This is a genomic window from Streptomyces sp. NPDC047117 (genome assembly GCF_040643545.1).
GTDB lineage: Bacteria > Actinomycetota > Actinomycetes > Streptomycetales > Streptomycetaceae > Streptomyces.
The window spans coordinates 129,709-144,448 of sequence record NZ_JBEYUN010000016.1; the positions used below are offsets into that span (position 1 = coordinate 129,709).

A 14,740-nucleotide genomic window follows, 5' to 3' on the forward strand; every position below is an offset into this window, starting at 1 on the left:
GCGAGCTGGCATGCGTGATTCCGCGGCTCGTCACCCGACGCCGGCAAGCGCGTCGAGCACGGCACCCCCCTACCGCGCTCCGCCCCGGTCCTCGTCGCGGCTTCTGAGCCCTCCCCTGGAGCCGCTGCGTGACGATCCGGTGCGGATGGATTGTACGACGGTATTGATGAATGACACTCTATGGCAAGAGCTGGAACTACATATCCCCCTTTGTCTTTCCGATGGAAATGGAGCGGGCTGCTCCGTGGTTTCCGGCGCGGATCCGGCCCATCCGTTTGAGCAGCCGGTCGGCCGGTTCGAATAATTCCGGCCGGGTCACCACGGTGTTCCGCAGTGCTTTTACCGGCGCCCGTCGCGCGCGGTGCCCGATCGCCACCGGATGGCGCCGGGTGACCCACCCTTCCGACACCTGAATTTCGCGTGTCTTGAAGGAGTCCTTGTATTCCTTCTCGCCGCGCCCGAGATCGAGATGGCTCATCCCGTCGGCGGCGGCCCCCTCGGCCATCCGCAGATGCAGGATCAGCCCCGGCGAGAACTTCGCGTACGCCGGGTCGTAGGCGGGGAACCAGCACGCCAGGATCCGGTCGGAGCGCAGTCCGAAGTGCGCGGCGACCGGCTTCCCACCGGCGTACAGGACCGACAGCACGCCCGCGAACGAGTCGGTGCGGGTGTGGAACAGCTGCTCCACGAGGTGCGTGATCCAGGGCCGGGCGAAGCGGTCGCTGCGTCCCGTTCTTCGGTACTGCGCGGACTTCCAGTCGATGAGCGTCTGCAGGACGGCCGGATCCCGCTCGTCGTGGACGTACCGCACCTCGCCCACGTCCCGCCCGAGCTTCCGCTCCTTGGCGAGTGTGGTGCGGGTGAACTTCGGCGACTGCTTGCGGAGCCGGCCGAGGTACGCCTCGAAGCCCTGGTCCACGTCGATCACCGGGGACGGGAACGTCTGCAGCGGGTGCTCCTCGAAGGGCTTCTGGCCCTCCACCAGGTGGTCGAACTCCAGCACCGCGAGCCCGCAGGCGTGCAGCAGCTCGCGCGAGTCCCACTGGAAGCCGGGCCGGTGCACCAGGCCCTGCGCGTCCGACACCCCCAGGCCGATCGCCCGCCCGACGCCCAGCGCGGTCCGATGGAAGGGCAGGAAGGCGGCCGGCTCGCCGTCCTCCCTGATCACCGCGATCCGTACGCCCCGGCGGCAGCGGCCCACCGCGAGCGCGAACTCCGGTGCGAGGAAAGGGTTGCCCAGGTCCGGCGCGCCCAGGAGGTGCGCCTGGGACTGCACGGCGGTCCACGCCGCCCGGGCGGCGCCGCTCAGCTCGCCGGGGCGGTACACGCTGATGTCCACGTTCAGTCCGTCCGTGCATCTGGCGCGGACGCCCCCCGGCGCCGCACGCTCGCCAGCAGGAAGATGGTGCCGCTGATCACTGCGACGGCGAGAACCCCGCCGCGCGCCGACCAGATGTGCAGCGACAGCATGGTCTGGGCGACCAGCAGGTCGACGGCGAAGGCCCCGGCGCCCGCGACCACCGTGCGGCTGAGCGGGTCCAGGCGTCCCAGGGCTGCGGCGAGGGCGGCCGCGGGCGCGGCCAGCAGGAAGAAGAGCGCGAACGGTGCGCGCAGCGGCGAGGCGAGGTCCGCGAGCGCCAGCACGGCACCCACGCCGCCCACCGCGACGGCCGCACCCGCGAGCAGTGGTGTCGACTCCCGTCGTGCCGGTCTGCTGCCGGTGGATCTGTTGCCGTTGATGGTCTTGGTCTGCATTGGCAGCTTTGCCCCCCATAAAGCGGCCTGATGCTCATACGCACCCGATGCCGGGCTTCAATGTGGCGCGCCTGCCGGGTGCGCGTCAAGGCGCACAGAAGGGGTGAACGAGCCACGTCCGGGGCGCTGTTCGCGCCGGGCGTGGCTCGTTCCCGATCTGCGGTGCAAGGCCGCGAAGTGTTCATTCCGGTTGTGCTGGAACGATGAAGGGCGGCGGCCGGTCCGTGGTCCCGGAGGCTACGGAACGATCTTCAGGAGCTTGTTCGGCGAGCCGCTGCCCGGAGAGGTCACGACGCCGGAGGTGGCGCCGGCCACGAGGGCGCTGGACACGGCCGCGGGCGTGGCGGAGGTGTGCCCGGCCAGGTAGACGGCGGCGGCACCGGCCACGTGCGGGGTGGCCATCGACGTACCGGAGATGGTGTTGGTGGCGGTGTCGGAGGTCCGCCAGGCGCTGGTGATGCTGCTGCCGGGCGCGAACAGGTCGAGACGGGAACCGTAGTTGGAGTAGCTGGCGCGGGCATCGGTGCTGGTGGTGGCCCCGACGGTGATCGCCTCGGGGACGCGGGCCGGCGAGGAGGTGTTCGCGTCCGCGTTGCTGTTGCCCGCGGCGATCGCGTACGTCACGCCGCTGGCGATGGAGTTCTTCACGGCGTTGTCCAGCGCGGTGCTCACGCCGCCGCCCAGGGACATGTTGGCCACCGACGGACCGCTGTGGTTCTTGGTGACCCAGTCGATGCCGGCGACCACCTGGGCGGTCGTGCCGGAACCGGAGTTGTTGAGCACCCGCACGGCGACGATCTTCGCCTTCTTCGCGACGCCGTAGCTCGTGCCGGCCGCGGTGGCCGCCACGTGGGTACCGTGGCCGTTGCCGTCCTGCGCGACGTTGTCGTTGTCCACGGCGTCGTAGCCGTTCACCGCGCGTCCGCCGAAGTCCTGGTGCGTGACGCGCACTCCGGTGTCGATGACGTAGACGGTGGTACCGCTGCCGGCGGTGTCGGGGTACGTGTAGCGCTGGTCCAGCGGCAGATTCGTCTGGTCGATGCGGTCCAGTCCCCAGGACGGGGGATTCGTCTGAGTACCGGTGGCGTGCACCGTGGTGTCCTGGAACACCTGGTCCACGGCCGGGTCGGCGGCCAGGCGTCTCGCCTCCGCCGCCGACAGGTGGGCCGCGTAGCCGTTGAGCGCGGCGGTGTACGTGTGCTGCACGGTGCCGCCGTGCGCGGATATCAGGCGTCTGCCGTCGGCGGACGCGGCCTTGAGGCCCGCGCCCTTCTTGAGCGTGACGATGTAGCTGCCCTGGACGGCGTTCTTCGCGCCGGCGCCGACGACCGTGCCCTCGGCGGGCGCCGCCTGGGCCGGGGCCACGACCGCGCCGAGCGTGACCGCGGCGGTGGCGGTGGTGAGCGCGGTGGCGATCCGGAGCTTGGCCGGGATCCGGCCGAAAACCTTTGCGGTGGTACGCATCACTGCCATACGAGGGGGTCCTCCTCATCGGTGCGCGTGGTGCGTGCGCATGGGGGGTGGCGCACGGATTCGTGCGCTGCGAGCGGTTCCTGAGGGTGCGTCGGACCGCCCGGACGAAAGATTCGCCGAGAAGTACTCAAGGATTCAAGAGGACGTGGCTTGATGTCATATGCACGACATAACGCGGCAATCTGCCGTAACGCATGGCCAGTAATGCTCTACGCGAGTAGCAAAGTTGGCATGAACACTTCCGCGTACGCGTCGGTACTGCTACCACAGTTGCGGCAGAGATCCTGCTATTGGAGGTTCCATGAGAGTTTCCAGACGAGCGGGCGTGGTGTCCGCTTTCGTTGCCGCAGCGTCCCTCGCGCTCCTCGGCGCCGCTCCCGCTTCCTCCGCCCAACTCGACGCCGCCACCGGCTATGTGGCGCTCGGTGACTCCTACTCCTCCGGCCTCGGAGCAGGCAGCTACGACAGTGGCAGCGGCTCCTGCAAGCGCAGCAGCAAGGCGTACCCGGCTCTCTGGGCCGCCGCGAACTCACCCTCCTCGTTCACTTTCGCGGCCTGCTCGGGGGCCCGTACGGGTGATGTTCTCAACGGTCAATTGGGGGCGCTGAACTCCACCACCGGCCTGGTCTCGATCACCATCGGCGGCAACGACGCCGGCTTCGCCGACACCATGACGACCTGCGTGCTCCAGTCCGAGAGCACCTGCCTCTCCCGCGTCCAGCAGGCCCGGACGTACATCAACAACACCCTCCCCGGCCAGCTGGACCAGGTCTACAACGCCATCTCGGCGAAGGCCTCCGCCGCCAAGGTGGTCGTGCTGGGCTACCCCCGCTTCTACAAGCTGAGCGGCACCTGCATCGCCGGCCTCTCGGAGAAGGAGCGGGCCGCCATAAACGCCGCCGCCGACGACATCAACGGCGTCACCGCCAAGCGGGCCGCCGACCACGGCTTCGCCTTCGGTGACGTCAACACCACCTTCACCGGACACGAGATCTGCTCGGGCAGCGCCTGGCTGCACAGCGTCACGTACCCCGTCGAGGAGTCCTACCACCCGACCGCCACCGGCCAGTCCAGCGGCTACCTGCCGGTCCTCCGCTCCGCCGCCTGACGCCCACGGGCCCGCCCGAACCCTTCCCCTACGAGGACGGGCCCTCGCCGTACGAAGGGGAGTCCCCGACGTCGGACGGGGGCTCCTCGCCACCGTGCGGGGGCGAGTCCGCACCGTCCGCGGGCGGACTCCCGCTCGTGGCGGGCGGGCTCTCGCTGTACGTGGGGGAGGGGCCGGTGTCCGACGGGGACGGCTCCCAGCCCGTCTCCGTCGGGCGCGGCTCCTCGTACGTCGGACCGGGGGAGGTCCCACCGCCCGGGGCCTCCCCCTCGCACGTCACGGAGAAGGCGGCGTGGCGCGAGGTGACCGTCCGCTGCCCCTTCACCTCCAGTGCGACGCGGCCCGCCCGGGTGCCCTCCGGAGCGTGCGCCGTCTCCGTGTGGCCGACCGTCACCCGCTGCGCCCCGCTCCCGGGGAAGCGGGCCGTCCGCCATGCCCGGTCGGAGCTCCGGCCGCCGGTGTCGGTGTGCCAGCGGTAGGCCACCTCGGCCGGGCCGCGGCTGACCGTGATCACCCCGGAGAACGCCGGTGCCGCGTACCGGGGCGGCGGACAGTGCCCCACGTAACTGCCGCGCACGGTGGACACGGAGACCCCGACGGTGACCGCGGGCCCCGTCGTGCGCTCCCCGCCCTGCCGCTCCCCGGAACCGTCCGGCCCGCCGGTCTCCCGTCCCGCATCCTGCTCGTCCGCCCCCGGCCCGGCGCTCCGGGACGCCGCGGGCCCGCCCGGACCGGGACCGCCGTCCCCGTTCAGCAGCGCCCACGCCGCCCCGCCGGCCGCCAGCGCGACGGCCAGCGCGGTCGCGGCCAGGGCCGGGACGGAGCGGCGCCGGCGGCGCCCGGGGGGCGGGGCGGGCGACGGAACAGCGGCCGTATGCGCACCGTGGACCGCCGGCGGCGTCCGGTCGCCCCCGGCCGCAGCCGCGCCCGCGTCGCCGCCCCGGGGCGGGCCCGGCGCCGCGATCGTCGGGGAGTACGGGGGAGGCGGCGGGGCCGCCGTCACCGTGGTCGGCTGCCCGCCGCCCGCGACCGCCGCCAGCAGCTCCCCGGCACCGGCCGCCGGCAGCCGCTCCGCAGGGTCCTTGCGCAGCAGCCCCTCCAGTACGGGCGTCAGCGGGCCCGCCAGGCGCGGCGGCGGCAGCTCCTCGTCCACCACCGCACGCAGCGTGCTCAGCGCGGTGTCCCGGTGGAACGGCGAGCGGCCCTCCACGGCGGCGTACAGGGTCACGCCCAGCGACCACAGGTCCGACTCCGGGCCCGGCGTCCGGCCGAGCGCCCGCTCGGGCGCGGTGAATTCGGGCGACCCGATCAGCTCGCCGGTCAGGGTCAGCGCGGCCGAGCCCTCGACGGTCGCGATGCCGAAGTCGGTGAGTACCACGCGGCCGTCGTTCGCGAGCAGGACGTTGCCCGGCTTCACGTCGCGGTGCAGGACGCCCGCCGCGTGCGCCACCCGCAGCGCGGCCAGCACCTCGGCACCGATTTCGGCCGCGCGCCGCGGCGGCAGCGGCCCCGCGGTCTCCAGGGTCTCGGCGAGGGAGAGGCCCCGGATCAGCTCCATCACGATCCACGGACGGCCGCCCTCGGTGACCACGTCGAAGACGGTCACGACGTTGCGGTGCGCGATCCGGGCCGCGGCCAGCGCCTCCCGCTCCAGCCGCGCGTACAGCAACCGCTCCTCGCGCGCGGGAAGTTCGCGGGGCGCCCGGACCTCCTTGACCGCCACCTCGCGGTGCAGCAGTTCGTCCCGGGCCCGCCAGACCACGCCCATGCCGCCGTGGCCCAGTTCGGCCAGCAGGCGGTAGCGGTCCGCCAGTGTCCGTCCGTTCCCCGTACCTGCGTCCATGGCACGAGCCCCCTCGACTCCGCAAATGGAGCGATGTGGGGAAAACGTACCTCTCCCGGGGGCCGTTGCAGCCCCCTCGGCGGCAATCCGGGGACGGCCGGGGCGAGTCGGGGCGGCCGTGACGGTGACGCTGCGTCATGGGGGGCGCACGCTCGGGACCAGTGTGTGCTCCCGTACGCCCGCCGCCCCGGGTCGGAGTAGGTGCGGTGCGCTGACGTTCCGTATGGTGTTCGTCAACGCCCTTGCAGGGCAGGTGAATATGGATACCGGGCTGCGCGAAGGGCGCGCGGGAACGATAGGGTTACCCTGCCCGGGCCGGGTGCCCTCGTACGGGTGGGGAGTGTCATGGAACAGATTGCAGTACGCAGCAGGCCGCGAGTGCCTGCCATCACATGCGGCGGCGCGTCCAGCGCCCGCCTGGACCGCCATCTCGCGGTGCTCGGCGGACCGGCGATACCGCAGCGTGAGACCGAGGGTGCCACCTCGCTGATGCAGGAGATCACCAAGCGTGACCACGCGCGGACGCGGAAGAGCCGCGGCGCACGGGTGTCGCTCTTCGCTCCGCTGCGCCGGCTGCGCAGGTCGCTCTTCGGCGGTCACGGCTGAGCCGAGCCGTGCCGAGTGGTGTTCCGGTGCGCCTCCTGTGCGCCCCGTCAGCTCCCCGCCGCTGATCCGGCCCCGCCCGCGGGCTGCCGGTCACCGCACGGCCCGGCCATCGCGCCGCAGCACCACAGACGTACGCGTCCGCCCCGTTCCCGGTGAGTCCGGTGAGCGGGGCGGACGCGTTCGGCGTTCCCGGTGGCCCGTACGCGTCCGGCCGGTGGTGACGGGGCGGGGTACCGAGGTACCGGTTACCTCGTTCACTCGTCACGGTGATGTCGCACCGGGCTGTTGACGTGACGATCATTCCGCGCCAGGGTGCAGTCGCTTGCCCCGTACAACCATTCTGCCGCGGGAGGCGCCTGTGTGTGATCTGCACGACGACCACGAGCACAAGCACGACATGGGGGCGGCGGCCCCCGGCGGGCTGAGCAGACGCAGGATCGTTCAGCTGCTGGGCGCGGCCGGGGTGAGCACCGCCGCCATGAGCGCGGCGGCCGATCCCGCGATGGCCGCGGCGTCCGACACGGCCGCCGCCGACCCGGACGGGTACGCACCGCCGAAGGGACTGGCCGAGGACAGCCCGGCCAAGGCGGCGGCGCTGGCCTGGATCGACCGGCAGCGCGCGGAGATCACCGGCCTGGACGACGAGATCTGGGAGAACGCCGAACTGTCGCTGCGCGAGTGGAAGTCCTCGCTCGCCGAGGCGGACTTCCTCAAGGCCGCGGGCTTCGACGTGGAGTTCGGCACCGCCGGCTTCCCGACCGCCTTCACCGCCACGTTCCGGCACGGCAGGGGCGGCCCGGTGCTCGGCTTCAGCGGGGAGTACGACGCGCTGCCCGGCCTGTCGCAGAAGCGGGGCGTGGGCCACCACGACCCGCTGGAGTACGTCCACGACCCCTTCGCGCCCGGCTACGGGCCCGGCCACGGGTGCGGCCACTGCGCCCTCGGGACCGCGGCGGCGGCCGCCGCCGCTGCTGTCGCCAGGGCGGCCGAGGCGCACGGCCTCGACGTGACGGTGAAGTTCTTCGGCTCCACCGCCGAGGAGCAGTTGATCGGCAAGACGTACGCGGTGAGCAAGGGCGTGTACGACGGGCTGGACGCCTTCCTGGACTGGCATCCGTCCACCTCCAACGCCACCGGCTGGGGATCCTCCACCGCGATGACGGCGGTCACCTTCACCTTCCTCGGTGTGGCCGGCCACGGCGGCACCCCGCTGGGCAACAAGAGCGCGCTGGACGCCGCGGTGATGATGGCGACGATGTCGGAGTTCCTGCGGGAGGAGAACCTCGCGCCCTCCGGCCGGCTGCACTGGGTGATCAACAACGGCGGGGACATCCCGAACGTCACCCCGGAGATCGCCGAGATCTCGTACTACGTGCGCGAGGGCAGCCCGGAGCGGGTGCAGGTGCTGCTCGACAAGGTGATCGAGGTGTCGGAAGCGGCGGCCAAGGCCAGCCGGACCACGGTCCGCCACAGGATCACGTCGGCCTGCTGGAACCAGCTGCCGTCCCGGTCCTTCGCCGAGCTGATGCACGACAACATGCGCACCATCGGCCCGCCCGAGTTCAGCGACGAGGCCCAGCGGCTGGCCAAGGATCTGCAGAAGTCGCTCGGCCTGCCCGAGAAGGGCCTGCACGACGAGATCGGCGAACTGTCCCCGCCCAACCCGGTCTTCATGGGCGGCGGCTCCACCGACGTCGCCGACATCAGCTGGAACGTGCCCACCGTCTCGATGGGCGCCGCCCTCGCACCCATCGGTACGAAGATGCACACCTGGTCGACGGCGGCCTGCGCCGCCGCGGCACCCGGGCACGCGGCCGTGCTCGCTGCGGCGAAGTACCTGGCGGCGACCGCGGTGGACCTGATCACGCAGCCCGCGCGGCTGAAGGCGGTCAAGGACGAGTTCGCCGAGCGGACCAAGGGCGTGCGCTGGAAGACCGCCCTGCCGGACGGCTACGAGCCGCCCATGTACGAGCCGCCCGCCTGGTTCCTGGAGAAGACCGGCCAGTCCTGGCCGCCGCCGAACATCACCTGGCCCCCGAAGCGCGTGGTCAGCCAGGAGACGTTCAGCTCCCTGGGGCCGGACCTGGCGCCGCAGAAGTAGCCGGGCGGCCGGAGCGCGGCGCGCCGCCCGTCGGGGCAGTACCGCCCGTCAGAGCAGCGCGAACTGGCCCTCGGGGCCCTCCTCGTGGTGGTCCAGGACGGAGGCCGGGCGGCGGGCCGCGGCGGGGGCCGGGAGGACGCCCGCCCCGGCCAGCTCCCCGGCGTCGATCAGCGGCGCCGCGTCGAGCGCGGCGGCCAGCCGCTCCTGGTCGGCCAGGACCCCGCCGAGCAGGGCCAGTACGGTGATCAGCTCCAGCAGGTCGGTGGTCCACTCCTGGGGCCAGGCGGCCGGGCGCACCGCGTCCAGCGTGCCCGGTTCGACGGCCCCGGTGCGCCGCTCGCACCACTCCGCCAGGACGCGGACGCCGCCCGCGTGCGCGTCCCAGGCCGCCGCCGGCACGGGCGAGATGCGGGCCTCGCCGATGAGCAGCGCTTCCTCGTCCGGGTCGTAGGAGATCTCCGTGGGCAGCCCGCGCGCGGGCAGCGCGGCCCGGACGTACGGGCGGCGGCCGCCGGGCAGCCGGGGGCGCTCACCGGCGCCCGCACCGCGGGTGTGCAGCCGGATCAGCTCGCGTCCCAGTGCCACCGCACGCGCCCACAGGGCCGGGTCGGCGGTGAGGGGGACGGCGAGGTCCTTGCCGCCGGGCCGGGCGGCGGCGGTCAGGTAGGCGAAGGCGTCCTCGGCGGTGACGGGGTGCCCGAGCCGGTCCCCGAGGAGGCCGAGGAGGCCGGGGGCGAGGTTCGGTTCGGTGCCCCGGGGGCGGCGGTAGAGGGGGCGGACGCGGGCCCGGCGGCCGACCGGCAGCACCGCCGAGACGGTGAGCGCGGGGCCGGGGTCCTGCGGGACGCGGGGCTGCTCGACGGCGAAGAGCTGGTGCGCGTCGGCGACCCGCCACAGTTCGGTGCGGGCCGCGTCGATGAGGCGGTGGTCGGGCAGCAGCCACTGCTGGTCGTACGCGCCGTGCCGGACCCGCACCGGCTCCGGGCACGGCGCCTCGCCGGGGACCAGGCGGGCCAGCCGGCCGGTGGCGGTGGCCTGGCCGGGCAGCTGGCCGACAGCGGTGTCCAGGGTGCGGGCCCGGGACGGGCGGAACAGCCGTTCGCGCTCCGCTGCGCCGTCGGCCCGCAGCAGCGCGTCCCAGCGCGCCCGCAGCGACCCGGTGTCCGGGGCCATGATCCAGGCCCGGCCGAGCCGCGGCGCGGCGACGGACCACGGCATCAGGTCGGACAGCAGGGGCACGTCCTGCTTCGCCGTCACGCGGCAACCCTCCCGGACGGTTCGGATGACCCGGGCATCGTAACCACGTGCCCGGCACCGCGCGGCGGGCCGCCCGGAACGGCTCCCCCTCCGGACCGGCCCGGCCGGCCCGGCCACTCAGTCCGCGTCCAGCGTGACCGTGAACGAGAAGCGGTCGCCCCGGTAGTGGATGCGCGCGACGTCGATCACCCTGCCCGCTTCGTCGTAGGTGATGCCGGTGTAGTGCAGGATCGGGCTGAGCAGCGGGACATCGAGGAGCCGCGCGGTCTCCGGCTCCGCGAGCCGCGCCTCGACGGTGTCGGTGATCCGGCTGATCGTCACGCCCACCGAGTCCCGGAGCACCTTCGTCATCGGCTGCCGCTCCAGCTCGGCCGGGTCGATGCGCGCCGCGAGGTCGGGGCGTACGTGGTTGACCGCGTGGTTGGTGGGCTCGCCGGTCCGCTCGTCGCTGCGCAGCCGCCGGTAGAAGCCGGTCCGGTCGAGGCCGGGGAAGTGCTCGGCCAGCTCCGGCGGGACCGGGCCCGTGCCGTGCTCCAGCACCTCGGTGACCATGCCGGACTGCTGGGCCACGATCGCGTCGACCGAGCCCAGCAGCCGGACCGGGGCGCCGCGCCGGGCGGCGGGCTCGATGAACGTGCCGCGCCGCCGGTGCCGGCTGATCAGCCCCTCGGTCTCCAGTTCCTTCAGCGCCTGCCGCATGGTCAGCACGCTCACCCCGTAGTGCGCGGCGAGCGCGTCCTCGGTGGGCAGCCGCAGCGGTGCGTCGGGGTGGCGGCCCAGTATGGAGGCCCGGAGCGACTGCGAGACCTGGTACCACAGCGGGAGCTTGCGGTTCAGGGCGAGCGAGTCGGGCGCGAAGGTCGTCACGGAGTTGTCCCCACTGCGGCTATGAAGAGAAGTAGCGTTCCAGACCCTGCCACACGCCGTCGTAGCCGCTCTGCAGGTGGTCGGCGGTACGGGCCTGCTCCGTGAGCAGCACCGGCCAGCGCGTCTCGAACATGAACGCCAGCCCGTCGTCCACCTTCTGGGGCTTCAGCTCGGCGCTGCTGGCCTTGTCGAACGTGGCGCGGTCCGGGCCGTGCGCGGACATCATGTTGTGCAGCGAGCCGCCGCCCGGCACAAATCCCTCCGCCTTGGCGTCGTAGGCGCCCTCGATGAGGCCCATGTACTCGCTCATGACGTTGCGGTGGAAGTAGGGCGGCCGGAAGGTGTCCTCGCCCACCAGCCAGCGGGGCGCGAAGACCACGAAGTCGACGCCGGCGAGGCCCGGGGTGTCGGACGGCGAGGTGAGCACCGTGAAGATCGACGGGTCCGGGTGGTCGTAGGAGATGGAGCCGATGACGTTGAAGCGGCGCAGGTCGTAGACGTACGGGGTGTGGTTGCCGTGCCAGGCGACGACGTCGAGCGGGGAGTGGTCGTAGGTCGCCGACCAGAGGTTGCCGCAGTACTTGTTGATCACTTCGTGCTCCCCGTCGGCGTCCTCGTACGCGGCGACGGGCGCGAGGAAGTCCCGGGGGTTGGCGAGCCCGTTGGCGCCGATCGGGCCGAGGTCGGGGAGCTGGAAGGGGCGGCCGTAGTTCTCGCAGACGTAGCCGCGGGCCGACGCCGCCAGCGGTTCGACGCGGAAGCGCACGCCGCGGGGGATCAGCGCGATGTGCCCCGGCTCGGCGGCGAGCAGGCCGAACTCCGTGTGCAGCAGCAGCCCGCCGTGCTCCGGGACGATGAGCAGTTCGCCGTCGGCGCTGCTGAACACCCGTCGTTCCATGGGGGCGTTGGCGTGGTACAGGTGCACGGCCATGCCGGTGCGCTGCGTCACGTCGCCGTTGCCGCCGAGCGTCCACAGGCCGGCGACGAAGTCGGTGCCGGGCGGGGGCTCGGGGAGCGGGTTCCAGCGGAGCCGGTTGGGGTCCGGCTCGGTGGCGGTGAACGGAGCGCCCCGTACGCCGCCGTTGTCCGTCCGCACGAAGGGCGGGTGGGCGGCCGAGGGGCGGATGCGGTAGAGCCAGGAGCGGCGGTTGTGGGCGCGCGGCTCGGTGAACGCGCTGCCGCTCAGCTGCTCGGCGTAGAGGCCGAGCGGGGCGCGCTGGGGGGAGTTGCGGCCGAGGGGCAGTGCGCCGGGCACGGCCTCGGAGGAATGCTCGTTGCCGAAGCCGGGGGAGTGGCTCAGCCCCTGTGCCGTCTTCCGCGCCTGCTCGCCGACCGTGCCTGTCATCGCGTGCTCCCGCCGCTCAGGGACAACCTCAGGGAATCCTGTGCAAGACAATAGGATTGGCGGCGGGGGCCGTCAACGGGACGCCCGGGGGACGCGCCGAGGGGAGCGGGAATCCGGCCGGAGGGCAGGATGGGTACGTGGATACCCCGTCACTCCGCCGCGCCCCGGTCCAGCGCCGCAGCGCCGAGCGCCTGACCCGCATCCTCGACGCCTGCGCCGAAGTCCTCGACGAGCAGGGGTACGAGGACCTGAGCACCCGTGCGGTGGCGGCCCGCGCCGAGGTGCCCATCGGTTCCGTCTACCGCTTCTTCCCCAACAAGCGCGCGATGGCCGAGGCACTGGCGCTGCGCAACCTCGACGGGTACACGGACCGGGTCACCGCCGGGCTGGCGGCGGCCGGCGACCGGCTGGACTGGCGGTACGCCATGGACGTGGTGGTCGACGAGTACCTCGCGATGAAGCGGTCGGTGCCCGGTTTCGCGCTGGTGGAGTTCACGGTGCCCGTGCCGCAGGCCACCCGGGAGGCGAACCACCGGGTGGCGGACCGGCTGCTGGCGCTGCTGGCCGGGCCGCTCGGCCTGGACCCGGCCGACGAGCGGCTGCGGACCGCGTTCCTGGTGGGCGTGGAGGCGGCGGACGCGCTCGTGCAGCTGGCGTTCCGGGTCGCGCCCGAGGGGGATCCGGCGATCGTCGCGGAGACCAAGGAGCTGCTGCGGGCGTACCTGGGGCGGGTGCTCGACTGAGCCGGTCCGGGTGGCCGCCAGCCGCCCTCCGGGTGGCGTCCCCGTATTGACCTGGGGTTTTGCTCGTATTGCTCGCGCGTCAAGGTCTTGTTAACAAAAGTTGGCCGCCCCTAACGTCGCCTCGACCGCCACCCCCCTGGCAGGTGTTCAAGGGCGAACGTGAGGTACCCCCAATGCTGACAATCCTCGGGTTTGTCATGATTGCCACCTTCTTGGTGCTGATCATGATGAAGAAGATGTCGCCGATGGCGGCGCTCGTACTCATTCCGGCGCTGTTCTGTGTGCTGGTCGGGCAGGGCGCGCAGCTCGGTGACTACGTCATCAAGGGCATCGGCGATCTTGCGCCGACCGCCGCGATGCTGATGTTCGCGATCATCTATTTCGGCGTGATGATCGATGTCGGCCTCTTCGACCCGATCGTCCGGGGCATCCTCAAGTTCTGCAAGGCCGACCCCGTCCGCATCGTCGTCGGCACGGCCCTGCTCGCGGCGATCGTCTCCCTCGACGGGGACGGCTCCACCACCTTCATGATCACCGTCTCGGCGCTCTACCCCCTCTACAAGCGCCTGAAGATGAGCCTCGTGGTGATGACCGGCGTCGCCGCCACCGCCAACGGCGTGATGAACACCCTGCCCTGGGGCGGCCCCACGGCCCGCGCCGCGACCGCGCTCAAGCTGGACGCCGGCGACATCTTCATCCCCATGATCCCCGCGCTGGCCACCGGCCTGCTCGCCGTCTTCGCCCTCGCCTACGTCCTGGGTCGCCGCGAGCGCAAGCGGCTCGGCACCCTCACCCTGGGCGAGCCGGGCAGCGCCAAGGCCGTGGCCGCCGAGGAGATCACCGAGAAGGAGACCGAGCAGGTCCTCGTCGGCGCGGGCGCCGGCACCAAGGGCGGCGCCACCGGCCGCGCACTGCCCACCGGCGGCGGCTCCGCCGGTACCGGCGACACCGGCCACGGCCCGGCGCCCGAGGAGGAGTTCCAGGGCCTGGACCCGCACCGCGCGACCCTGCGCCCCAAGCTGTACTGGTTCAACGCCGCGCTCACCATCGCGCTGCTCACCCTGCTGATCATGCAGGTGATGGACATCCCGGTGCTGTTCCTGCTCGGCGCGGCCATCGCGCTCACCGTCAACTTCCCGCACATGAAGGACCAGAAGGCGCGCATCGCCGCACACGCCGAGAACGTCCTGAACGTCTCCGGCATGGTCTTCGCCGCCGCCGTCTTCACCGGCGTGCTCACCGGCACCGGCATGGTCGAGCACATGGCCCGCTGGCTGGTCGGCAACGTGCCCGACGCGATGGGCCCGCACATGGGCCTGGTAACCGGCATCCTCAGCATCCCGCTGACCTACTTCATGTCCAACGACGGCTTCTACTTCGGCATCGTCCCGATCCTCGCCGAGGCCGGCGCCGCGCACGGCGTCTCCTCCCTGGAGATCGCCCGCGCCTCCCTCGTGGGCCAGGCCCTCCACATGTCCAGCCCGCTCGTGCCCGCCGTCTACGTCCTGGTCGGCATGGCCAAGGTCGAGTTCGCCGACCACACCAAATTCACGGTGAAATGGGCCGCGCTCACCTCTCTGGTCGTCCTCGGCGCCGGCCTGCTGTACGGGATCATCTAGGGAGCCCCCGACGGAACGGCACG

At 72.4% G+C, this 14,740-nt stretch carries 12 protein-coding genes; 5 read left to right on the plus strand and 7 right to left on the minus strand.

Annotated elements, in window-relative coordinates; translation table 11 throughout:
• Positions 1 to 196 precede the first annotated feature (196 nt).
• From ABZ840_RS27780 to ABZ840_RS27790, 3 genes are all read right to left on the minus strand, one after another.
• Entirely contained in the window at positions 197 to 1,339 is a 1,143-nt protein-coding gene (locus ABZ840_RS27780; RefSeq protein ID WP_361563412.1) for a GNAT family N-acetyltransferase, read from the minus strand.
• A 2-nt stretch (positions 1,340 to 1,341) separates the two neighbouring features.
• Positions 1,342 to 1,755: a hypothetical protein gene (locus tag ABZ840_RS27785; RefSeq protein ID WP_361563414.1), complete on the minus strand. Its 414-nt coding sequence runs from the start codon at positions 1,753 to 1,755 to the stop codon at positions 1,342 to 1,344.
• A 237-nt stretch (positions 1,756 to 1,992) separates the two neighbouring features.
• Positions 1,993 to 3,228 carry a S8 family peptidase gene (locus tag ABZ840_RS27790; RefSeq protein ID WP_361563417.1) on the minus strand — a complete coding sequence of 412 codons (1,236 nt, stop codon included), beginning with the start codon at positions 3,226 to 3,228 and terminating at the stop codon, positions 1,993 to 1,995.
• A gap of 301 nt (positions 3,229 to 3,529) precedes the next feature.
• Between ABZ840_RS27790 and ABZ840_RS27795 the strand changes: the two genes are divergently transcribed.
• Positions 3,530 to 4,336, plus strand: coding sequence for an SGNH/GDSL hydrolase family protein (locus tag ABZ840_RS27795; protein WP_361563420.1), 807 nt, complete (start codon positions 3,530 to 3,532; stop codon positions 4,334 to 4,336).
• 28 nt (positions 4,337 to 4,364) lie between these two features.
• Here ABZ840_RS27795 and ABZ840_RS27800 read toward each other — a convergent pair whose 3' ends face one another.
• Complete coding sequence (locus ABZ840_RS27800) at positions 4,365 to 6,179, minus strand: serine/threonine-protein kinase (RefSeq protein ID WP_361563423.1); 1,815 nt, start codon at positions 6,177 to 6,179, stop codon at positions 4,365 to 4,367.
• A 345-nt stretch (positions 6,180 to 6,524) separates the two neighbouring features.
• On the opposite strand from ABZ840_RS27800, the gene ABZ840_RS27805 reads away from it, so the two are divergent.
• Together ABZ840_RS27805 and ABZ840_RS27810 are read left to right on the plus strand one after the other, a co-directional pair.
• Entirely contained in the window at positions 6,525 to 6,785 is a 261-nt protein-coding gene (locus ABZ840_RS27805) for a hypothetical protein (RefSeq protein ID WP_030252229.1), read from the plus strand.
• A gap of 358 nt (positions 6,786 to 7,143) precedes the next feature.
• Positions 7,144 to 8,886: an amidohydrolase gene (locus ABZ840_RS27810; protein WP_361563427.1), complete on the plus strand. Its 1,743-nt coding sequence runs from the start codon at positions 7,144 to 7,146 to the stop codon at positions 8,884 to 8,886.
• Positions 8,887 to 8,934: 48 nt separating this feature from the next.
• On the opposite strand, the gene ABZ840_RS27815 is transcribed toward ABZ840_RS27810, so the two are convergent.
• From ABZ840_RS27815 to hmgA, 3 genes are all read right to left on the minus strand, one after another.
• Positions 8,935 to 10,143, minus strand: a complete 1,209-nt coding sequence (locus ABZ840_RS27815) for a type ISP restriction/modification enzyme (protein WP_361563430.1) — start codon at positions 10,141 to 10,143, stop codon at positions 8,935 to 8,937.
• 117 nt (positions 10,144 to 10,260) lie between these two features.
• Entirely contained in the window at positions 10,261 to 11,010 is a 750-nt protein-coding gene (locus ABZ840_RS27820; RefSeq protein WP_361563433.1) for a GntR family transcriptional regulator, read from the minus strand.
• Positions 11,011 to 11,029: 19 nt separating this feature from the next.
• Positions 11,030 to 12,355, minus strand: coding sequence for a homogentisate 1,2-dioxygenase (gene hmgA, locus ABZ840_RS27825; RefSeq protein ID WP_361563436.1), 1,326 nt, complete (start codon positions 12,353 to 12,355; stop codon positions 11,030 to 11,032).
• A 137-nt stretch (positions 12,356 to 12,492) separates the two neighbouring features.
• Here hmgA and ABZ840_RS27830 point away from each other — a divergent pair, with 137 nt between their 5' ends.
• Together ABZ840_RS27830 and ABZ840_RS27835 are read left to right on the plus strand one after the other, a co-directional pair.
• Positions 12,493 to 13,098, plus strand: coding sequence for a TetR/AcrR family transcriptional regulator (locus tag ABZ840_RS27830; protein ID WP_361563439.1), 606 nt, complete (start codon positions 12,493 to 12,495; stop codon positions 13,096 to 13,098).
• A gap of 173 nt (positions 13,099 to 13,271) precedes the next feature.
• Positions 13,272 to 14,717 carry a citrate:proton symporter gene (locus ABZ840_RS27835; RefSeq protein WP_361563442.1) on the plus strand — a complete coding sequence of 482 codons (1,446 nt, stop codon included), beginning with the start codon at positions 13,272 to 13,274 and terminating at the stop codon, positions 14,715 to 14,717.
• Positions 14,718 to 14,740 lie beyond the last annotated feature (23 nt).